Here is a 22,325-nt window from a genome sequence, read left to right on the forward strand (position 1 = left end):
GTGACCATGTTTTTAAAAATGGCAGGCAAGGTATTACGTTCCACATTGTTTGTATTGTTGGCAGCAATTGCGGCGAATGCGCAGAAAGTTACCCCGGAAAACGCGCTCGAAAGCTACCTCGGCAATGGGGATAAGACATTCAAATGGGAGCTCAAAGAGTCGTTTTCGCGCGATAACCTGACTTTTTACCAAATCCTGCTGACCTCGCAGAATTGGCGGGAGTTTACCTGGACGCACCAACTGACGGTCATTGTCCCCAAAGAAAACAAGCACGACGACGCGTTGCTATTCATCACCGGCGGTTCCAATACGAATGAGCTCCCGAATTGGAACAGCAAAAAGGACGAGAAAATGTACGCGTCGCTGGGGGCTGTGGCCACGACCAACCAGGCCATCGTGGCATTGCTGAAACAGACGCCTAATCAGCCGTTTTTCGGCGATTTGACGGAGGATGCATTGATTTCCTACACATTACACCACTTCAAAAAGGACAAGGATTACACCTGGCCGCTGCTGTTCCCGATGGTCAAAAGCGCGGTGAAGGCGATGGATGCCGTACAGCAGTTTGCCGGAAAAGAATTGAAGCATACCGTTAACAAATTCGTTGTGACCGGTGCTTCCAAACGCGGCTGGACGACCTGGCTCACGGGCGCGAGCGACAAGCGCGTGGAGGCGATCGCGCCGATGGTGATCGACGTGCTGAATATGCCGGTGAGCCTCGACTACCAGATCAAATCCTGGGGCGATTACAGTGTTCAGATCGAGGATTATGTGAAACTGGGTATCCCCCAATCTACCGGCTCGCCCGATGGCCAGGCCATTACCACGATGATCGACCCGTTCTCCTACCGCGCCAAGCTCACGATGCCGAAAATGATATTTATGGGCACGAACGACAAGTACTGGGTTGTGGATAACATCAAAAACTACCTCGACAAAATCCCCGGCAACAACATGCTGCATTACGTCCCGAATGCCGGTCACGACCTCGGCGACGGCAAGCAGGCGATGGAAGCATTGAGTGCATTCTTCGGCGCGACTATTAACAAGCGGCCCTATACGGAATGCAAATGGAGCCAGTCGGTGAGCAACCGGAAGGTAAACCTCGACATTAAAACTACTTCGGACGCGCTGGTGGACGTGATCCTGTGGTCGGCCAACTCACCTGACCAGGATTTGCGCAATGATACCTGGACGGCCCAAAGTTTGGGTATCAGTCAGAAATCCGCTGTGAAAGTAACGGCGGACTTGCCTGCTAACGGTTTTCGTGCATTTTATGTGGATTTGAAATACAAAACACCGGCCGGCGACCTCTATACGGAGAGTACGCGGGTGTTTTTGACGAATAATAAGTCGGTGCTGTAAATCATTGAAAATGATGTATCTATACCCGACGGGAAAACTCGAAAAGCCATGATCAGACACAAAAAGATACTCCTTTGGGCTTTGCTATGCCCGCTTTGGATGGGCTTTCACGCGAACGAAGGAGAACAGCCGGAGCGATCGGTGAAAGAGGTGGTGGACCGGCTGGTAACCAAAATGTACCAGACGCTCACGCCGGCCCAGCTCGACACGATTTCGGATGCGTATATTCTGAGCGTACTCAGCGAACGTGATCAGGAAACCCTTGCCACGCGTTTCTGGACTTTCGAAGTAAATGTGCCTGTGAAAGTGTCGCTCATGCGGCATACCGCCCAAAAGATACCGCCGTTCTGGCTGGAAAAAAGCGGATTTAAAAAGACGAAAATGCTCGTCCGCAACGAGGAATATACTTACGAAGTATGGCAAAAAGATTTCGATAAAGGGCCTGTCGGCCTGGGGGTCAATGGATTTGACAAGGAACGGCCCGTTTACTTCATCAGCGTGGCGCCGCAGAACAAGGCTGAGAAACTGTCGGTATCGAATGTAATGCCGTCACAATACGCGCTCGGCACCATGCAGCCCGGCGCATTCACCTATCACGACTGGGATGGCCTCGTGCTCACCGAAATGCCTGAACAGCTGAAAGGCCAGACGCTCTTCACGACCGTTCGCGGGCGGGCACGTGAGGCTCACCTGGTGAATGCGTTCCGCAAAACTCTCACGCCATCTTCCGACAAGCCCGACCAGACGATATTGACATGGAGCGGCGACCCGGCGACGACGGTGAACATTCAATGGCGGACTAGCCCGAAAGTGCTCAAAGGCAAGGTTAAATACTGGAAAGCAGGTGGTTCGGATACGCTGTTTACGGACGCGTCGGCGTTCAATATGGAAGACCGGCTGTTGCAGAACGACCGGTTTGTCAACCGCTTCACAGCGCGGCTCGAAGGACTTAGTCCGGGCTCGCAGTACCAATATTCGATCGGCAGCGGCGCGTTGGGGTGGTCGGTACCGTCGTCGTTTCACACGGCCTCCGACCGGGTAAAAGACTTTTCGTTCATCTGGTTCGGCGACACGCATTTTTCACCTATCTGGGGCAATATGGCGCAGAAATCCATCAAGAGGCACCCTGACGCGGCATTTTTCTCTATCGCCGGCGACCTCGTCACCACCGGCCTGCACCGCGACGATTGGGACGAACTCTGGGCACACGCCGGCCCAACGTTCACCACCCGGCCGCTCATGCCTGTACCCGGCAACCACGACAGCCAGGACGGTCTCGGCGCGTGGATGTACAAGGAAATGTTCAGCCTGCCGGAGAATGGCCCGGCCGGTCAGCCTTCCGAAATGACGTACGCGTTTAACTACCAGGACGCATTGTTCCTGATGATCGACGCGACGCTATCCGTGCCCGAGCAAAGCGAGTGGGTCGAAAATCAATTGAAAAACACGAAAGCAAAGTGGAAGTTCGCGATGTTCCATTTCCCTCCTTACAACTTCGAGGAGCCGTACGACGAAATCAAACGCGAATGGTGCACGCTTTTCGACAAATACCACGTAGACATGGTCATGAGCGGGCATATGCATTATTACCTGCGTACGAAACCGATGTTCAACGACAAGGAAGTGGCCAGCCCCGCTAAGGGCACCATTTACCTGATGTCGATCAGCATCCCCGGCAAGCAGGAGCGCTGGCCTGACGAAGGTTACGCCGTGGTGCGTTACAAAGACGGTCCGCTTTACCAGCACATTTCCATCAAAGGCAACACGCTGCATTACAAATGCCTCAATCCGGAAGGAGAAGTGAAGGATGAGTTGAAGATTACGAAGTAGATACGATTCAGCGTCCGGGCATTTGGGGAAACCGCGATTGAGCAAACTCAGAGGTTCAACTTCCCCAATTGCGTCAGGAGCTCCGGTAGGAAATGCGTCTTAATCTCCCAGACAATGGAATAGTCGATCCCAAAATAGTCGTGAACGATTCTGTTCCTGAAACCCCGGATTTTGTGCCAATCGATTTCGGGATGCTGATCGCGGAATTCTTCGGGTAGGCGGTTTGCAGCTTCGCCGATGATTTCGAAGTTTCGAATGACGGCGTCAACCGTTTTGTCGTCATTGACGAACTGATCGAATGTTAAATCTTCGGTGTAGATCAGAATTTTGGCACCGCTTTCCAGAATATCCTGAGCCAGCAGCGAAGGCTAGCGCTTAGACATAGCGTATTTCTCGGGATATTTCCTCAAAATACCTTGGTTTGACAACCCTTCTTGGAAACCAGATCAATGGTTTTGCCAATCTTATTTTCGATAAAATCAGCTAATGCAACGAATTCAATGCCGATCGGCTGATTGAAGTCTACAAGAATTTCCACGTCACTTTCCGAAGTAAAATCATCGCGTACAATTGACCCGAATAGCCCGATAGAACTTACGTGGTACTTTTCTGCAAGCTCCGGTTTGAGCTTTTCCAAGATCTGCATGACGTCGGTGAACGTGTCCATTGTATCTGTGTTAGAATACTAATCTAAAATTTTTGTTACGAATAACGATGTGATCGGGCGATTAATTTCCAACGAAACCTCACTCAAACCGCCTGTTCGCCCCGTTCAACTCCCCGTGCGTGCTGATCGCGACGGCGGTGAGGATGGCGAAAATGGCAATGACGAACAGGAAATTGACGGCCCATCGGCTGAGGTTTAGGCCGCGGTGGGAGAAAGTGGCTTGTGTTTTTGTCAGGAGGAAGCCGAGAACGACCATGTTCAGGATGTAAAGGTATTGTTCAATGCGGTACAGGCTTATGAATGCACCGGTGATCAGCAGGCTGTAAATCGTGTACAGGCCCAGATCGAGGAAGAAAAATGTTTGAATGCCGCTGTATTCCAGCTGTTCGGCGGAAGATTTTCGTTTGAAATAATACCTGTAAATACTGTATGCGCCGAAGGCTGGCACGAGCAATAATGTAACCCATTGGACGGCATTGGTTATGCCCGGCGCATCGGCGAGGGGGTCGAAGCCCTGGATGGTTTCGATAAGCCTTTTGGTTTCGAATGACTGGTCCCAGACAACGAATGGAATGATCAGCGTGAGGATAATGACGGGTGCAAGTATTCGCGAAGGCGCGGCCTGTTCTTCGGTGACCTCCCATTCGGACGTGAATGTGCCGTACGCCATGCCAATGCCGCCGAAGAAGCCGATCGAGTATTCCATGACGTTCCAGAAGTTGAAATGAATGCCCGAAACGCTGCCCATGACCTGCAAAAAGTTTCCGAACGCAAACCCGAAGCCGCCGCCGAACCCGGCGAAAATGGCCAGCCGCATGGCTGAATGCTGTTGGTGGCGGATCATATGCCAGAATAACGCCACCGCCATTCCGAAACATGCCGCCCAAGCTTCCGAGCGCGGGGGCGTCATGAGCCAGCCGAATTCTTCGATGAGCAAATAATAGAAAATGAGCGCGCCGGCTGTCATTTCGGTGAGGAGCTGGGGCCATTGCACCGGTTTCTGGCGCGAGGACGCCAGCGTGAGACCGAATAGTCCGCCGCCGATCAGTCCGAACAGGCCGCCGATGACGCAGAGCATCAGGAACCCGTAATACACATTCCCGAATTCCAGCCCGCGCGCGAAGCCGACTACTTTGCCATAGCTGATAATGCCGCCCACGCCCCAGCCGGCCGCGGAAGCCAGCGCGAGCTGGAATGCCTTTGCGTACCAGTCTTTCCGCTTGGCAATGAGCACAATGCTGAGCCCGCCGATGCCGCCGGCCCAGGCCGCGCCCTGCTCGTGACCAAACTGGCCTCGAATGGCCCATGCCGTTCCCAGCGAAATACCTGCGACGAGCAGGGCGTAAGCGAGTTGTCTGTTATTCATGTACCGAATGCAGCTTAGGGTTTGTGGGATAAATACTGCCGCATTCTTCAAAAAGACTACATAATGCCGGTGGCTCATCTCAAATAGCCCGAATGTGCGCCGCGCGCGTATTTTGTTTAAAAAGACAGTCAGCACCATCCCGCAAACACCCAACCTATGACCAGCAGAGCGGCACAACTTGCGATCAACGGCGGCCCTAAAACCGTCGAAAAGACCTTTCCATGGCCCATTTATGACGAAAATGAGGTAAATGCCGTGTCGGCGATCGTTGCGGGCGGCAAGTGGGGCAACCCCGACTGTGCCGACGAGGTGGAGCGTTTCGAAAAGGCGTTTGCCGCGTATTGCGGAAGCAAATATGCCATTACGTGTGTGAATGGCTCGGTATCGCTCCGGCTGGCGCTGATGGCATGTGGGGTGAAACCGGGGGACGAGGTGATCGTGCCGCCCTACACGTTCATTACGACGGCGTCGTCGGTGATCGAATGCAATTGTGTGCCGGTGTTCGTCGATATCGATCCTGACACGTACAATATCAGCCCGGCCGCCATTGAAGCGGCCATTACGCCGCGCACGAAAGCGATCATTCCCGTGCATTTCGGCGGGTTGGCCTGCGATATGGAGGCCATCATGGGTATTGCGGAGCGGCATAACCTCAAAGTGATCGAAGACGCAGCGCACGGGCATGGTGCCGAGTATAAGGGCAAAAAGCTGGGCTCCATCGGCCATGTGGGTAGTTTCAGTTTCCAGTCTTCCAAAAACCTGACGTCCGGCGAAGGCGGCATCGTCATCACTAACGACGATGAATTGTACGCTACCATGCATTCCCTGCGCAACGTCGGCCGGATAGAGGGCGGGCAATGGTACGAGCATTACAATCCCGGCTGCAACTACCGCATTACCCAAATGCAGGCCGTGCTGCTCACCGAACAACTCAAACGCCTGGAAGAACAAACCCGGCGGCGGGATGCCAATGGATTGTATTTAAATGATTTGTTGGGAAAAATAGAAGGAATATCCCCTCTGAAACGCAATGAACATATTACATTGCACGGGTACCACATCTATATATTCAAATATGATGCGGCAAAATTCGGCGGACTGCCTAAAACAGAATTTGCGGCCATGCTCGCTGCCGAAGGCGTGCCGAGTTTCAAAGGTTATCCGCATCCGCTGTACAAGCAGCCCCTTTTTCAGAACAAAACCTGGATGTGTTACGCCATTCCAGACACGGCCAACTACTCAAGAACACATTGCCCGGTGGCCGAACAAGCCTGTGATACCGACGCCGTCTGGATTCTCCAACACGCCATGCTGGGAAAGCAGGAGGATATGGAAGCCTTTGCGAGCGCAATTTTAAAAATTCAGGAGGCGGTCAGATAGCCGAATGCCTCCTGTGCAACCCGCTTACAGCTCCTTGCGCATCATAATATCGGTTTGAATGTCGGTCCCGAGCGTAAAAAGGTGCTTATCAAATTCCACGAAACCATTTCGTTTATAAAAACCGATCGCCTTTTCATTTTCCTCCCACACGCCCAGCCATACATACGTGTACGCATGCGCACGGGCGATTTCAATGGCCTTGTCATAAAAAAGCTGCCCGATTTTCTGCCCCTGCCATGCTTGAAGGACATATATGCGCTCGATTTCCAATGCGGTATCGTCTTTCAGTTCGCTTTGCGCGGCGCCATGGTTGATTTTGAGATAACCGATCAGCTTGTCGCCCTCGTAGGCGAGATGGAATTCTGAATGCGGGTTGCCGAGTTCGGACGCTACTTTGTCCAGACTGAAACCGGTTTTCAGGTAATTTGCCATGTTTTCCTCTGTATTGACAGATGCAAATGACTCATAAAAAGTGTCTATCCCGATTTGTCTGACGGTTTCCAGATCGTTGATGGTAGCTTGGATAAGTTGTATTGACATGTTACTTCATTGGTAATGCTTTCAGTCTGACACCCTCGCTATGGGCAGTGAACTCCGGCGCGTACATGCTTTGGATCGTGGTGATACCATTGCTGAAATCGCCTTCATGCGTTATAAAAAGCGGATATTCGAATACATAAGTTCCTTTTCGTAATGCATGGAAGAAGAAATTGGTGCTCGCGTCGCGGGTGCTCTCGTAATAGCCGAGGCCGCCCTGCCAGCGGTAGCCACTCAGCACATTCACCGGCTCAAGACCCGACGCCCGCATGTCTTTCATATGCACATATTCCATATCGCGGTCTACGCGCAGCTCTATGCGGACCTTTATTTTATCCCCCACATTCACGGCATCGCCTTCACGCACGGGCGTGAGGACCGGGCCGTTATCGGTATTTTTTTCGATAAATAGCTGTTTGGAGAGTTTTAGCGGCGTTTCGGCGAAGGTAATTTTATCGAGATCTTCGAAATATTGCCAGTAGATGGCGCCCCAGGTGGGGAGTTGCGCGGCACCGGCAGAGGCTCGCACGGATACCTGAATGTCGCCCATCCCAGGCCTCACTGCCTCGGGACCAAGCGAACGTTTGAAATAACCCGTCCCTGCTTCTTCCGCATCGGCATTGGTGCCGATTTGCACGTCACCCAGCTTCACCGTGGCCGCCGGGCTTTCCGCCAGCCAATAACTGCCTTGCAGCAGTAAGGCATAGCAGGCCTCGGCTGTGGCTTTGGTGCTTTCCCAATGGCTGGTCTGCTTGTTTTTAAGCAGCCAAGTTTTCAGTTCATTCACCGTACTCGCATCTTTGCCCGCTTCCTGGAATGCCTCGATGAGCAATGCCTGGCGCTCGATGGGCGACTCGTGCCACCACCATCCGCGCTGGGCATCCTTCCAGTACATGCCTAATTCTTCACTGCGAATCGCCTTTTGTCTCAGCGATTCAAGGATTTCGCCGGCCGTCTGCCTGTCACCCGACCGTTCCAGCACGAGCGCGATCATCCCTTGCAGCATTTTGGAATGGCTGATCCAGCTCGCTTTGGCACGTTGGCGATGATGCCGATAAGCCTCATCGGAAGCCGGTGCCACGGGTTTGGTCGGGAAAAAGCTGCGCATGTACAGGTACTGGATCGCGTACGGGTCGGGCGTGTGCTTCGCCAGATCGACTTTACTACGGAGCAGCGCTTCATAATCCTCTTTCAGGCGGGCATCTAGGTAGGGCAGTGCCTTGTCGAGCAATTTCGCGGTTTCCCGCTCCTGTTCAGGCGTGAATGCATTCATTTTCTTCAAATGGCCGATGCCGGTCACAATGTACTGGGTAATGTACCGGTCGTCGGGCCCGCCTTTGAACCACGGGAACCCGCCGTTGGGGTTTTGCATCTCCTGCAATTTCAGCAATGCCCGCTCCTGCTCGTTGCCCATCCGCACGAGGTCGAACAGCAATGCGATGTTCTTTTTCTGTGCTGATTCCGATTTGGCGGCCATAACCCAGGGTGTTTCTTCAAGCAGCAATGCTTTCAGCTCCTGGTTTTTGGATAAATTACTTTGCAATGCGGTGGTATCGAGCGTTTTCCATCGGCTGAAAACCTGTGCGATCCTTGGCGAACTGCGCACAATATGCCCCGCAATCGCATTGGCGTAATACCGGCTCCAAGTCTGTTCGGCGCATTCATGAGGGTATTCCATCAGGTAAGGCAATGCCTGGATCGCGTACCACGACGGGTTGCTCGTAAACTCCACCGTCACCGACTGGTGTGCGAGCGTTGCCGATTTATCCGAATTTTTTAGTTTTTCAAATGTAAAACTCCGGTCGCCATTGCCGCGGGTGTAAATGGGCAGGCTTTCGGTGACCAGCATTCGGTTGGGCAGCACGGGCAGCACATTTTCCTCGCCATCCGATAAGTCGCCCGATTGCGCCGTCGCCCGCCAGGTAAGCATTCCCGTAAATCCTTTGGGGATTTTTATGTCAAAAAAGAGAATGGTGCTTTGCCCGGGAGCGACGGTGAATGCCTTTTCCGACGCGTTGTTGGCCAGTTTGGTGTCGATGTTTTCACCGGTTTCACTGTCGGATAGCGTTAAAATCGCATTGCCTTTCAGCTCGTGGCTGGCCAGGTTGGCGATTTTGACGGGGAAGCTCAGCCGGTCGCCTTCGCGCATGAAGCGGGGTGCATTGGGCTGCACCATCAGCTCCTTTTGGGTCACGATTTCTTTGGACGAATAGCCGAACGCAAGCGCTTTCGTGTGCGCGAACGCCTGGAATTTCCATCGCGTGAGCGCCTCGGGCAATGTGAATGAGAAGGTAATATCGCCCTTAGCGTCTGTTTTCAGATTGGGAAGGAAGAAGGCCATTTCGTTGAAATTTTTGCGGGTAACGGTAACCCCAGGCTCGATTTTGGCCGGTTCGGGTACTTTTTTCTGCCCGCCGTAGCCTACCACCACCACTTCGCTCAGCGCGGGGTCGTTGGGCACGGGTGGCGCCATTTTGGCCTCCGCCACGGCGCCGGTAATTGCCATTTCCCGGCGCATGCGCTGCCCGCGCACGGTAGCGCCCGGGAGTCCGCCTCCAAGCGCAATGCCCAGGTTATGCGGGCCGTTCAGCTGGTCGAATGTCTTGTTGAAAGACTTGTGCGCCGGTCCGGCGCCATATATCACCTGGGCAAACGCCGGGGTGAAGCTCACATTCCAGTTTTTATCATAGTAGTTCGTGTTATTCATCTGCCAGAACTCCGGCACGTTCCACTGGTACATATAAAGCTGGTCGAGCGAGGCGTCGTACATGCTGCCGAGCATTTCCGCCGCGACCTTGTCTTTATGCATTCCGCTGATTTTCACCTTCCAGGTTTCTTTGCTTCCCGGTAGTGTCTTGTCTCGGAACGTCTCGTAAGCGATTTTCAGCTGTTTGTTTGTCCACGGCACCACAATCGGCTCCATATGGCTGTAAACGCGGTTGTTTTTCACAAACAAATAATGGACAAAATACCCGCCGCGGTCTTTTTCGATGGCTCCGAACTGAAATGTCCGGATCTGCCGGTCGATGCCCGAGAATGCAAACTGGTCTTTTTTATCAGACGCTGTATGACGGATCAAAAACACGTTTTCCGCGCTGGTACCTAATGCGAAGCTTGTTTTTTCACCTGGTTCAATAGATTTGGCGCCGTCTGTCCAGAGGTAGGTGGGATAGGGTGGTTTGATTTGGGCCGGGGCGGTCAGTTCGAGATAGCGCACATCCGTAACTTCCTCGCCAGCGGTATTTTTGGCCGTAATCTGCATTTTGTAATACCCGGCAGGCAGGTTCAGGTCGGCGATGGAAACGGGGCTGTTCGAACCTAATTTTGCAGTTTTGATCACCGGTTCTTCCGTCGGTTGCCAGTTCTCCATTTCGGTTTCAGCGTCATATTCATCGTGCGGGAAGAGCGAAACGAATTCATTTTTACGCATCACAAACACATCCGGCCGGGCCCAGTAGCGCGGGCGGATCAGGCGGTTTTCGGGCACAATGCGAGTGAAGCGAATCGTCGCATTGGTCGCAACAGGCATTGCTGCGAGGTTTTCCGACTTGATATTCAGCGATTTGAAATCCGTGGCGCGTGCTTTCTTCGGAATCTCCGATTTTAACACAAATGACTTATAACCGGCCAGAACGACAATCTCGCTGCTGCGGGTTTCGCCATTCAGGTCGGTAATGTCGGCGTGAACGGTGTATTCAAACACCGGATCAAGGTTGCGGCCCATGCCCAAATCGGGCATCGCTTCGAAATCCAGCGCAAATTTACCTGAGGCGTCGGTCACTGTTTCACCGTGGGCGATCTCCTTCGATTCCAGCATCGGCGCAAAGCGCTTCCACAGCCACGGATACATCACCCGCGGATAGCGCACCACGCGGTACTTCACATTCGCCTCACCGATGGTATTGCCCGCATAGGCCAGCGCCGTGCCCGTCACATGGATCATGTCGCCGACTTTATAGCTGTTTTTCAATGTATCAAATGCTACCTCGAAACGCGGCCGTTTGTATTCTTCCACTTTAAAAGAAACCTGCGAATTCTCTGCCGAAATACTGAAATCGCCCGTCAGGCCATTCTGCGGAAGCGTGAAACTTCCTGAGAAGCTGCCGTACTCGTTCACCCGGTGGTCGGCAGTGTGAAATTCGCTGCCATTGGCATCGCGTGCCGCCACTTCGATCACATATTTCCGGTTTTTCAGCACCTCTTTTCCTTTCCGGGCGATCCCCTTGTAGTAAACCGTTTGCCCCGGCCGGTAAATGCCGCGGTCGGTGAAGAGGAAGATCTGGTCAATGTCCTCGTCTTCATTTTCATCGCCGGTGAACTGGTAATGGTACCGAGGGCGGTTTTGGCGGATAAACAGGTGGTCGTCGCCGTGGGTAATTTCAGGGATCAAATCGAACGGGCTGCCCGGTTTAGTCTCGTACGCGACGACAAACTGGCCATTCGCGTCGGTTTTGTGGAAAGCGTCTTTGATATACCCGTATTTCCGGCGGGTATTGTTGTAGGAATGCCGCCAAAGCTGGACGCTTGCACCGGCAATGGGCTGCCCGCTGTCCCGGTCGAGCACGAAATAGTGGTCCGATTTGGCGATATAGCTCAGGTTAGAAATATGGAAAAGCTGCGCCGCCAGGATGGTTTGGCCATGCTGGAAGGCTTCATCCGTGCCGGCGAGCAGGATATAGTCGCCTATCGGCAGGGCGTCGATCTTGATTTCCACGCTGTGCTGCTGGAAGTCGCGGGTGTCGGGGAGCGTTTGCGTCCACGTACGCATGGCGCGAGCGGCGGTGAGGTTTTTGAATTTGCTCTGATAGTCATCTTCCTCAAAACCCGCGATAGCCGCCGCATCGGCCCTGATCAGCCTGAAATGGAGCATTGGAATGTTCTTGAAAGTCACCAATGCGAGCAACGGCTTCTTTGGAAGGCCCGCGCGCTCGGTGGTGATCGTCAGCTGCTTGCTCCGAATCGCGTTGAGGAGGTTGTATGCATTGATCCCGCCTTCCGTTTCAGGATTTTCGGCGATGACCTTCTCGCATATCGCCGCGGCTTTCTCATTTTCGAACCGGTATGTCGTGTCCTTGCCCGCCTGGTAGCGGTTGCCGAGCTCGTGATGCCACGCAGCTTTCAGGTACCAGGCCTGCGCAGCGGCCGGGGCGGTCTGGTACTGATCGGCCAGATGGTTGACCGACATATAATACAGCGAGTCCTTATCCGGGTGCACCGACTTTTGCCGCACATATTGGAGTCGCGCCAGGTCCACGTCGATCAGCGCGTCGGGCGCGTCATCTTCCAGGTGGAATGCGATCAGTTTCTGGTACAGCAGAAGCGCCTGATGTTCCAGCGAGGCCGAATCCCTGGTCTCGAATTTCCGGTGCACAAAATCCGCCGCGGGATCGAATGCCGAGGCGGTAGCGATCTCAAATGCGTATGCCGGCTTTTTGAGCGTTTGCTCATCGGAAGAAAAGTAGGTCAAGGCCCTCGACGCGAGCAGATCGTACAACGTGGGGCGAAGCTTGCGCATATTTCCCTTGATAATCAGCGCGTCGTAGGGTTCAAGCTCGGTTTTTTTCAGTAACGCTTCTTCCCGGATCGATTCGAGAAACAGCCCGCCGATTTTCCGGTAAAAATCCTCGGTTCCCCAGGTTGCCAGGTCATTTTTATCAAAATTCACCGTGGCCGTGCGGTCGTAGAGCTGCCAGCGGATGCTCAGGAAGTAGGCATAATACTGCGAGGCGATCAGGCTTTGGAATATGGCCCTCGCCTGTCCGCTCGTGGCAGGCAGCTCCTTTTCGAGCTCGGCAATGGATGTTTCGATGCTATTTTCGCGGTTTTCATTTTGTACAAAAACCATATACACCGAGGCCTTGATCACCTGCGCTTCCTGCTTTTCCTTCCTGGCAAGCTGGTAGATGGCCCGGATCTGTTCCAGCGCGTCCTTGTCGAGCCCCTTGCCGATCAGCTCGTCCACTGCCTTCCATTCTTTGCCGTAGTATTTGACCGGCGTTTGTCCGTGTGTGTGCATAGTTAATGATATGATGATGGTGATTAACAGGCAGTAACCGGCCGTGTATATTATTTTCATCGTTTCCTGAGGATTTTATGTTGATGTTCTTTTAAAGATAACAAAACGCCGCAGCGCTAAAAACGGCATTTAGCTGCCGGAAAAGGTCATTCGTCAAACATCTTTGGAAAGTGCTATTTGTAGAAGTATAAAAACTCTACATTGCCCCTTTTTACAATATGAAGTATCTTTAAACAGGGCGTTTGCAGAAATATAATTAATTACTACTCTTCTTGAACGAATTTTATTTTTAGGTTATGCGTACGATCATGTTGGTGGCGGGGATCATCGTCGCCCTGGTATTGGGGAAATTGTTTATTTTTTCAAAACCGGGTGAAGGCAAAGATTCCGATGCGAAAAAGGGCGGGGACGGAAAGAGTGCGAGGTCGTCCGGCGGAGCTGTGCCGGTGAATGTGTTTATCGTAGGAAAAGAGTCGATTGAAAACCAGATTTTTGCTTCGGGTACCGTGCTGCCCAACGAGGAAGTGAACCTGATGTCGGAAATATCGGGCCGGCTCGTGAAGCTCGACATCAAGGAGGGCGCTTACATTAACAAAGGCCAGCTGATCGCCAAAATCAATGACCGCGAGCTTCGCGCGCAACTCCAGAAAATTGCCTACAACCAGGATTTAAGCAAAAAAATAGAGGCCCGGCAGCGCAAGCTGCTCAATGTAGAGGCCATTAACCTCGAAGAATACGATGTTACTTCGAACAATATCCGCGTGCTCGATGCGGAGAAAGAAGTAATCGAAGCGCAACTGGAAAAAACGGAGATCCGTGCGCCGTTCAGCGGTCGTATTGGATTGAAATTCATCAGCGAAGGCGCATTTCTGGCTCCGGGTACGCCCATCGTGACCATTGTACAAAGCAATCCGGTGAAAATCGATTTCACCGTTCCTGAAAAATACAGCCCGAGCATCCGGGTAGGCGGCACCGTGAAGTTCAACCTGGACGGAGACCCGTCGACATTCAGTGCCAAAATCCTGGCCGTTGACCCGAAAGTGGACGAAAACCTGCGCACATTGCGCGTGCGGGCACTTGCCAACAACCCGGAAGGCCGCTTCGTGCCCGGCATGTTTGTGAAGGTACTGGCCGACCTCGACGCCAACCGCGCGGCGATGATGATCCCTACCGAAGCCATTGTGCCTGTTTTGAAGGGTAAAAAAGTGTTTGTCGTGAAAGAAGGCAAGGCGCAGGAAGTTATGGTCACCACCGGCTTGCGCACCGATAAGCGGATCCAGATCATCGACGGCCTGAAGCCCGGCGACTCGCTGATCACGTCGGGTATCATTGCCATCAAACCTAACGCCGCCGTGAAGGTCAAACTATGAGCATTTCGACCCTTTCCATCAAAAGGCCGGTTCTGGCGATTGTCATGAACCTGCTCATCATATTGTTCGGGTTCCTGGGATACAAGTTCCTGGGAATGCGCGAGTTCCCGTCGATAGACCCGCCGGTGGTTTCCATCCGTACGAGCTACACGGGAGCCAACGCCGACATTATCGAATCGCAGATCACCGAGCCGCTTGAAAAGCAGCTGAACAGTATCGAAGGCATCAAGTCCATTAACTCTACGAGTAGCCAGGGCACCAGCCAGATCACCGTCGAGTTCGACATTGGTGTGGATATGGAGCGCGCCGCGAACGACGTGCGCGACAAGGTTGGCTCAGCTTCCCGCACATTGCCGCTCGATATCGACGGCCCGCCGGTGGTGAGCAAGGCCGATGCCAACTCCGAGCCCATTATCGTATTGACATTCAAAAGCGACAGCCGCTCCCACCTCGAAGTGAGCGACTACGCCGAAAACGTGATCGCCCAACGCCTGCAAACGATCGAGGGCGTGAGCGAAATCCGCATTTTCGGGCAAAAGAAATATGCCATGCGCATCTGGATGGATCCCGTGAAAATGGCCTCGCTGGGCATTACGACCCAGGATGTGAAGGTTGCGCTCGACAAGGAGAATGTGGAGCTGCCCAGCGGCAAACTCGCCGGGGATAATACCGAGCTGACGGTGAAAACCATCGGCCGTTTCCGTACCGAGGAGGATTTCAACGAAATGATCATCAAGAACTCGGCGACGCAGACCATCCACCTGAAAGACATCGGTTCGGCGACGCTCGGTCCTGAAAATGAGGAGACTATCCTGCGGCTGGACAATGTGCCGATGATCGGCCTGGCAATTTCGCCAATGCCGGGGGCCAACTACCTCAATATTGCCGAGGAAGTGAACAAGCGGATGGACGCCATTAAAAAAGAGCTTCCGAAAGATTACGAGCTGGATACGCTCATCGACAACACCATTTTCGTAGAGCGCTCGATCGAGGAGGTGGGCGAAACGCTTCTGATCGCGATCGTCCTCGTGGTGATCATCATTTACCTTTTCTTCCGCGACTGGCTCATAGCTTTCCGCCCGCTCATTGATATCCCCGTTTCGCTCATTGGTACATTCTTCATTATGTACATCATGGGCTTTTCGGTGAATGTACTCACGCTGCTCGCGATCGTATTGGCGACGGGGCTTGTCGTGGACGACGGTATCGTGGTCACGGAGAATATTTTCAAGAAGATCGAACAGGGGATGAGCCCGATCGAAGCGGCTATCAAGGGTTCTAACGAGATCATTTTCGCCGTATTATCGACGTCCATTACGCTGGCATCCGTGTTTTTGCCGGTGATATTTATGGAAGGTTTTGTAGGAAAACTCTTCCGTGAGTTCGGTATCGTGATTTCCGCGGCTGTATTGATCTCCGCATTCGTATCGCTCACGCTGACGCCGATGCTCAATGCATACCTCGTGCGCAAGACGCACAAAAAGAGCTGGTTCTACGAGAAAACGGAACCGTTTTTCGAGAAGATTACGAACGACTACGGCAATGCGTTGGCCAAATTCCTCAAAATGCGCTGGGTAGCGATCCCGCTCGTGGCGATGACGATGGGAATGATCTGGTTCTTCGGCAAAGGCCTGCAATCGGAACTTGCGCCCCTCGACGACCGTAACTGGTTCCGTATCAACATGACGACGCCTGAAGGTTCTTCATTCGAATTCACCGACCGCTATGTGCAGGATGTGGGTAATATGCTGATGGACTCGATGCCCGGCAAGAAAGGGTTGATGCTCATCACTTCGCCCGGTAACTCGGGGCTCGGTGCTGCGAACACAGGCAGTGGCCGCATTGCCTTGGTAGACAAGAAGTTCCGCAAGGAATCGCAGCAGGAAATCGCGGACTATATCAATAAAAAACTCAAACAAATGCCCGACGCCAAATCGTTTGTGGTCCAACAGCAAACGATTTCTGTGGACTCGCGCGGCGGATTACCTATTCAATATGTGATCCAGGCGCCGGATTTTGAAAAACTCCGCGAATACCTGCCCAAATTCATGGAAGAGGCTTCCAACGACCCCACTTTCGCGATTACGGACGTGAACCTGAAATTCAGCAAGCCTGAGATCCAGATTGTGATCGACCGGGAGAAGGCTAAGTCGCTCGGCGTGTCTGTCCAGGATGTGGCGCAAACGATGCAGCTGGCATTTGCAGGGCAGCGTTTCGGGTATTTTACCATGAATGGCCGCCAGTACCAGGTCATCGGCCAGTACGACCGCGCGAACCGCGATGAGCCGCTGGATTTGAAAAGTATGTTTGTCAAAACGAATACGGGGAGCCTCGTGCAGCTGGATAATATCGTGAAAGCCGAAGAGGAAAGCAGTCCGCCGCAGCTTTTCCACTACAACCGCTATATGAGCGCAACGGTACAGGCGGCACTGGCGCCCGGCAAGACGATCGGCGACGGCATTGCAGCCATGGACCGCATCCGCGACAAGCTGAACGACGAGACGATCCAGACGGCACTGAGCGGTTCGTCCCGTGACTATGCCGAGAGCTCCTCGAACACGATGTTCTCGTTTTTCCTCGCATTGATATTGATCTACTTCATCCTGGCGGCGCAGTTCGAAAGCTTCGTGGACCCGTTTATTATCATGTTCACGGTACCCCTCGCGATTGGTGGCGCGGTATTCTCGCTCTGGCTGTTCGATCAGACGCTCAATATTTTCAGCCAGATCGGGATGATCATGCTCATCGGGCTGGTGACGAAAAACGGTATCCTCATTGTGGAATTTGCCAACCAGCTGCGGGAACAGGGGCGGAGTATCAGCGAAGCGGCATTGGAGGCAGCCACGCTGCGTTTCCGGCCCATTCTGATGACCAGCCTCGCCACGATCCTGGGCGCATTGCCTATCGCGATGGCGCTGGGATCGGCAGGACGCAGCCGGATGTCGATGGGGATCGTGATCATGGGCGGACTGCTATTCTCGCTCGTCCTCACGCTCTATGTTATTCCCGCGATATACACCTTCTTCTCACGCCCCAAAAACTTCGAGAAAATGAAAATGATCGAACGCGTGGCGAGGGACAGCGAACTGGAAGAGCCGGCGCATTTTTGAGTGCAAGACAAATTCTGACCTACCGCGTTCCCATATTTTTAAGCATCCTCACGTGCGAGCCGAGGGCGTTGCCGAAATTGGATTTGGCATTGTATATCAATCCGAATTCCAGGGCCGTCTCTTTAACGATGGGCGATAACGCGTGGTAATGTACGTGGGAGATGGTCGGGAACAGGTGGTGCTCGATCTGATAATCGAGGCCGCCGATGAACCAGGACAATATGCGGTTTTTCCCGGCGAAGTTGGAGGTGGTCTGCAGCTGGTGAACGGCCCAGGCATTCTCGATGCAGCCGTTCTGATCGGGCTCGGGTTGCTCGGCGCCTTCTACCACGTGCGCCATCTGAAATACCGTACTCAGGATCATTCCGGCCGTGCCGTGCATAATCAGAAAGCCAATCAGCCATTGCGTAAAGGTAACAGACGTCGCGGCGAGCGGTATAACGCAGATAAATACCACGTAGGCGAGCTTGGTGGAGATCAGTTTCACCAGTTCCTTGCGCGGGAAAGGCTTTGTCATTCCCGATTTGGCCATTTTATTGAAAAGGGAAATTTCCTTGAAATCTTTCCACAGGAACGACAGCGTCATGAGGCTGTACAGGAAGAATGCGTAGATGTGCTGAAACCGGTGAATGAACTTTTGCTTTTCGTGAAAGGATAGCCGCAGCAAAAACTTGCCGGTAATGTCCTCGTCGACTTCGTGGATGTTGGTGTAGGTGTGATGCAGCCGGTTGTGCTGGACCTCCCAGTTGTAGGCATTCCCGCCCAGAAGATAAATGGATGCGCCGAAGACCTTGTTGAGCCGGTTGGAAGTGGCCAGCGAGCCGTGGATGGCATCGTGCATGACCGACATTCCGACGCCGGCGACGCCGAGCCCCATAATCATCGTGAAACAAGCCATAGCCAGCAGACCGAACTGCCCGGACAGGATTAATGCGTAGGGTACCAGATATAGGCTCAGCATAAACAACGCTTTGTATATGATGCCAGCCCCGCCCGACTTGCAAATATTGTTGCTGGAAAAGTACTGATCGACACGCTGTCTCAGCGTGGGGAAAAATGTGCTTTTCTCGGGATTCGTGAATTTAACTTTTTGAAGTTGCATGGAGGGCGACGGGAAGACGCTGTTTAAATTAATGGGTTGGTTTCGGGAGAACGGAGTTTAGCGGGTAATATTGGCACGCGCTTTGGTTAATTTCCGTATTCACTTCAAAAATGCTGTTGAAAGCTGAAAATTGAAATATTATTTGGATAACGTACCTAAAAACAAAAGAGGACGACATCACTGCCGGCCTCTCTCGGTTCTGATCAGGAATGCTTTCTTACAGCGAGAATTTCGCTTTGATAGCATCTACGAAGTCAAGTTTTTCCCAGGTGAAGAGTTCTACTTCCACTTCTTTTTCTTCTCCGTTGGCACCTTTGAATGATTTCTTAACGATTTCGTTCTTACGTCCCATGTGGCCGTATGCGGCTGTTTCGGAGTAGATCGGGTTGCGCAGTTTCAGGCGTTGCTCTACTGCGTATGGGCGCATATCGAAGATTTCACCGATTTTCGCCGCGATAGCGCCGTCGTTGTCTGCCACTTTGGAAGTGCCGTAAGTATTTACGTACAATCCGCAAGGCTCAGCCACACCGATCGCGTAGGAAACCTGAACGAGTACTTCGTCGCAAAGGCCTGATGCTACCATGTTTTTAGCGATGTGACGGGTCGCATATGCCGCCGAGCGGTCTACTTTGGAAGGATCTTTTCCGGAGAATGCGCCACCACCGTGCGCGCCTTTGCCACCGTAGGTATCTACGATGATTTTACGGCCTGTGAGACCGGTATCGCCGTGTGGGCCACCGATTACGAATTTGCCGGTTGGGTTGATATGGTGCGTAATGTCGCCTGTGAACAGTTGCTGCAGTTCCGGCGTCAGTTTCGCTTTCACGCGTGGGATCACGATGTTGATCACGTCGCTTTTGATTTTCGCGAGCATCGCTTCTTCGCTGTCGAAGTCGTCGTGCTGGGTCGAAACCACGATGGTATCGATGCGCTGAGGCACGTTATCGTCGCTATATTCGATCGTTACCTGTGATTTCGCATCCGGGCGCAGGTAAGGGATCAATGAAGGCTCGTTGTTGCGGATGTACGACATCTCTTGCAGGATCTTGTGCGCGAGGTCGAGTGCGAGCGGCATGTAGTTGGCTGTTTCGCGGGTTGCGTATCCGAACATCATACCCTGGTCGCCAGCTCCCTGTGCGTTGGCTTTGGATTCGAAATCTTCCGCCGCAGCCGCACGGTCAACGCCCTGGTTGATATCCGCGCTCTGGTCGTGGATCGCCGAAAGGATACCGCAGGAGTTGGCTTCAAACATGTATTCACTCTTCGTGTAACCAATCCGCTTGATCACGTCGCGGGTGATCTTCTGAACGTCCAGGTAAGTGTTGGTCTTTACCTCGCCGGCCAAAACTACCTGTCCGGTCGTCACCAGTGTTTCGCAGGCCACCTTACTGTTGGTATCCCATGCTAGAAAATTGTCAATCAGTGCATCTGAGATTTGATCGGCTACCTTGTCAGGATGTCCTTCAGATACGGACTCCGAGGTGAATAAGTATGGCATTGGAAACGAAATAAAAGTTAAAGAAAAGTTTAAATGTGTGATAATATTTCCTCCGGAGAGGTGCTTCTAGTTTCCTAGTCGTCGGCAAAAATAAGTAATCATTTAGAAATTGACTCTGCAAATCGCATTGTTCGGGAACATTTTCATCAATTTTACCACGAACGAATTTTTTAACGGCAAATTTATATGGTGTTGTGCGGCAGATATTTAGCTTCCTGTGTGAATGGCAAAGCCGGCATAGGGTCGCTAAGCCGGCTTTGCCGTTGGGTCTGTATATCGCTTGCCAATCAGATCGGTACGTTGACGTGGCGCTCGGCATGGTAGCTCGACCGTACCAGCGGGCCTGATTCTACATATTTCAACCCGCGTCTCAGACCTTCTTCCCGGTAATTGTCGAACATTTCGGGCGTGATCCATTCGATTACCTCGTGGTGCATTTTGGTCGGTTGCAGATATTGTCCCAAAGTGAGGATGTCGAGGCCGTTTTCGGCAAGATCGTCCATGGCTTTGTACACTTCATCCTGCGTCTCGCCCAGGCCGAGCATAATGCCCGATTTGGTACGCTGGCCGAATTCCTTCGTGCGTTTGATCTGTTCGAGGCTGCGGGCGTATTTGGCCTGCGGGCGTACCGCGCGGTACAGACGTTCCACGGTTTCCATATTGTGGGAAACTACTTCCTGGCCCGCTTCGATCATATGGATGAGCGCGTCCCAGTTGCTTTTCACGTCGGGGATCAATGTTTCGATGGTCGTTTCCGGCGTGTTTTCCTTCACCTGGCGCACGGTCTGGTACCAGATTTCGGCACCTTTGTCTTTCAATTCATCCCGGTTAACAGACGTGATCACGGCATGTTTCACCTGCATCAGCTTGATCGCCTCGGCTACACGTCTTGGCTCGTCGGTATCATATTCGTTAGGACGGCCGGTTGCTACCGCACAAAAACTGCAACTTCTCGTACACACATTCCCGAGGATCATGAAGGTAGCCGTTCCGGCGCCCCAGCATTCTCCCATATTCGGGCAGTTTCCGCTTTCGCAAATGGTGTGAAGTTTATAGTTATCGACCAGTTGTCGTACTTTCCTGAACTCAGGGCCTGCGGGCAGTTTCACCCGGAGCCAATCGGGGCGTTTTTTACGTTCCGACGGTATTACTGGCAATTCAATCATATCAATCTGTAATCTCTAATTATCTTTTCTTGCTTCCAAAATAAAGGGTCAGGTAGCCGGAGGTGTAGAACGAACGGTTTTGCGCATCGGCCATGATCACCACTTTCCGAGAGAACGCTTCCGCGATAAACCCGATTTCCACGCCTGTTACATTATCCCGGAATGCGCTCAATTCGAAGCTCATCGCCGTTTTGATGTGCAAACCCGGCACCACTTTAGACTTGCCGAAACCGGTGAAAAAACTGCCGGCACCGATAATGTCGCCCGAGCGGTTCGGATCGAACGGCGCCGTCGTTACGCGGCCGTCCGAGCCCTGGTATTGCACCATGTACGGCTTTTCGAAGCCCAGTGAAGGGCCCGCTGCCAGGATTCCGCTGATCGAAATGCCCTCGTCGTCCTGCCTGCTGAAAAGCGCGATTTCGCGGCCATATTCGGGACGCAGCACAAACAGGTAATTCTGCTTGCCGTACACCAGCCTCGCGCCGGTGACGAAATCCTGCGTGGAAAGTTCTTTCGGATGTTTCACATTCACCAGCTCAAGCGCCAGGTAGCGGTAAGCATTCTTTCCAAACATTTTGGAACCTGTTGCCTGCGACTGGCGAAATACCGCACCGCCGAGAATCCCGGAGTTGGTATTGGTGGTAATACCCACAGAGGTAAAAGATTTATAGGTCTCCTCGGTGTCCTCGTTCTTAACAGACCTGCGCTGAGCGTATATCTCTGTCGATAATGCAAACAGAATCGATACGGAAAGTAAAAGTTTTACACGCATCATATTATTAGTATAAATTCCCTGTGACTATGTATGTGTCGTATGAACAGTGAAAGTACAAAATAATAGCGTAAGCATCTGTATACCGACATCACATTAACGGTTTTTTGTACATTTATGTTCTTTAAACGAAAAAAGAACCCAAA

Annotated in this window: 14 protein-coding genes; 5 read left to right on the top strand and 9 right to left on the bottom strand. The window is 52.6% G+C overall.

The features are described from left to right. Positions 1 to 6 precede the first annotated feature (6 nt). Positions 7 to 1,365 carry a PhoPQ-activated pathogenicity-related family protein gene (locus H144_RS0100245; protein ID WP_019940009.1) on the top strand — a complete coding sequence of 453 codons (1,359 nt, stop codon included), beginning with the start codon at positions 7 to 9 and terminating at the stop codon, positions 1,363 to 1,365. 48 nt (positions 1,366 to 1,413) lie between these two features. Next, on the top strand, positions 1,414 to 3,195 hold the full coding sequence (locus H144_RS0100250; protein ID WP_026350273.1) for a purple acid phosphatase family protein: 1,782 nt from the start codon (positions 1,414 to 1,416) through the stop codon (positions 3,193 to 3,195). Between the two features lie 47 nt (positions 3,196 to 3,242). Here the strand turns inward: H144_RS0100250 and H144_RS35040 are convergent, their stop codons facing one another. From H144_RS35040 to H144_RS0100265, 3 genes are all read right to left on the bottom strand, one after another. Continuing rightward, complete coding sequence (locus tag H144_RS35040; protein ID WP_211220678.1) at positions 3,243 to 3,557, bottom strand: HepT-like ribonuclease domain-containing protein; 315 nt, start codon at positions 3,555 to 3,557, stop codon at positions 3,243 to 3,245. 44 nt (positions 3,558 to 3,601) lie between these two features. Beyond that, on the bottom strand, positions 3,602 to 3,862 hold the full coding sequence (locus H144_RS32930; RefSeq protein ID WP_019940012.1) for a nucleotidyltransferase family protein: 261 nt from the start codon (positions 3,860 to 3,862) through the stop codon (positions 3,602 to 3,604). Between the two features lie 79 nt (positions 3,863 to 3,941). After that, the gene (locus H144_RS0100265) at positions 3,942 to 5,228 is read right to left on the bottom strand and encodes a hypothetical protein (protein ID WP_019940013.1); all 1,287 of its coding nucleotides are present in this window, start codon (positions 5,226 to 5,228) and stop codon (positions 3,942 to 3,944) included. A 156-nt stretch (positions 5,229 to 5,384) separates the two neighbouring features. Here H144_RS0100265 and H144_RS0100270 point away from each other — a divergent pair, with 156 nt between their 5' ends. Then, on the top strand, positions 5,385 to 6,608 hold the full coding sequence (locus H144_RS0100270; RefSeq protein ID WP_019940014.1) for a DegT/DnrJ/EryC1/StrS family aminotransferase: 1,224 nt from the start codon (positions 5,385 to 5,387) through the stop codon (positions 6,606 to 6,608). 24 nt (positions 6,609 to 6,632) lie between these two features. On the opposite strand, the gene H144_RS0100275 is transcribed toward H144_RS0100270, so the two are convergent. Beyond that, a complete protein-coding gene (locus H144_RS0100275; RefSeq protein WP_026350274.1) occupies positions 6,633 to 7,148 on the bottom strand; it encodes a GNAT family N-acetyltransferase in 516 nt (171 codons plus the stop codon). A 1-nt stretch (position 7,149) separates the two neighbouring features. Then, a complete protein-coding gene (locus H144_RS0100280; RefSeq protein ID WP_229207819.1) occupies positions 7,150 to 13,161 on the bottom strand; it encodes an alpha-2-macroglobulin family protein in 6,012 nt (2,003 codons plus the stop codon). A gap of 296 nt (positions 13,162 to 13,457) precedes the next feature. Between H144_RS0100280 and H144_RS0100285 the strand changes: the two genes are divergently transcribed. Next, positions 13,458 to 14,531 (top strand): efflux RND transporter periplasmic adaptor subunit, encoded by a 1,074-nt coding sequence (locus tag H144_RS0100285; RefSeq protein ID WP_019940017.1) that lies wholly within the window; start codon positions 13,458 to 13,460, stop codon positions 14,529 to 14,531. Beyond that, entirely contained in the window at positions 14,528 to 17,641 is a 3,114-nt protein-coding gene (locus H144_RS0100290) for an efflux RND transporter permease subunit (protein WP_019940018.1), read from the top strand. The genes H144_RS0100285 and H144_RS0100290 overlap by 4 nt, the downstream gene beginning before the upstream one ends. 19 nt (positions 17,642 to 17,660) lie before the next feature. Here H144_RS0100290 and H144_RS0100295 read toward each other — a convergent pair whose 3' ends face one another. From H144_RS0100295 to H144_RS0100315, 4 genes are all read right to left on the bottom strand, one after another. Further along, on the bottom strand, positions 17,661 to 18,743 hold the full coding sequence (locus H144_RS0100295) for a fatty acid desaturase family protein (RefSeq protein WP_019940019.1): 1,083 nt from the start codon (positions 18,741 to 18,743) through the stop codon (positions 17,661 to 17,663). 217 nt (positions 18,744 to 18,960) lie between these two features. Next, a complete protein-coding gene (metK, locus tag H144_RS0100300; RefSeq protein ID WP_019940020.1) occupies positions 18,961 to 20,241 on the bottom strand; it encodes a methionine adenosyltransferase in 1,281 nt (426 codons plus the stop codon). Positions 20,242 to 20,528: 287 nt separating this feature from the next. Next, complete coding sequence (lipA, locus tag H144_RS0100310; protein WP_026350275.1) at positions 20,529 to 21,407, bottom strand: lipoyl synthase; 879 nt, start codon at positions 21,405 to 21,407, stop codon at positions 20,529 to 20,531. Positions 21,408 to 21,426: 19 nt separating this feature from the next. Further along, complete coding sequence (locus tag H144_RS0100315; protein ID WP_019940023.1) at positions 21,427 to 22,182, bottom strand: hypothetical protein; 756 nt, start codon at positions 22,180 to 22,182, stop codon at positions 21,427 to 21,429. Between the last annotated feature and the right edge of the window lie 143 nt (positions 22,183 to 22,325).

Source organism: Dyadobacter beijingensis DSM 21582, assembly GCF_000382205.1.
GTDB classification, from domain to species: domain Bacteria; phylum Bacteroidota; class Bacteroidia; order Cytophagales; family Spirosomataceae; genus Dyadobacter; species Dyadobacter beijingensis.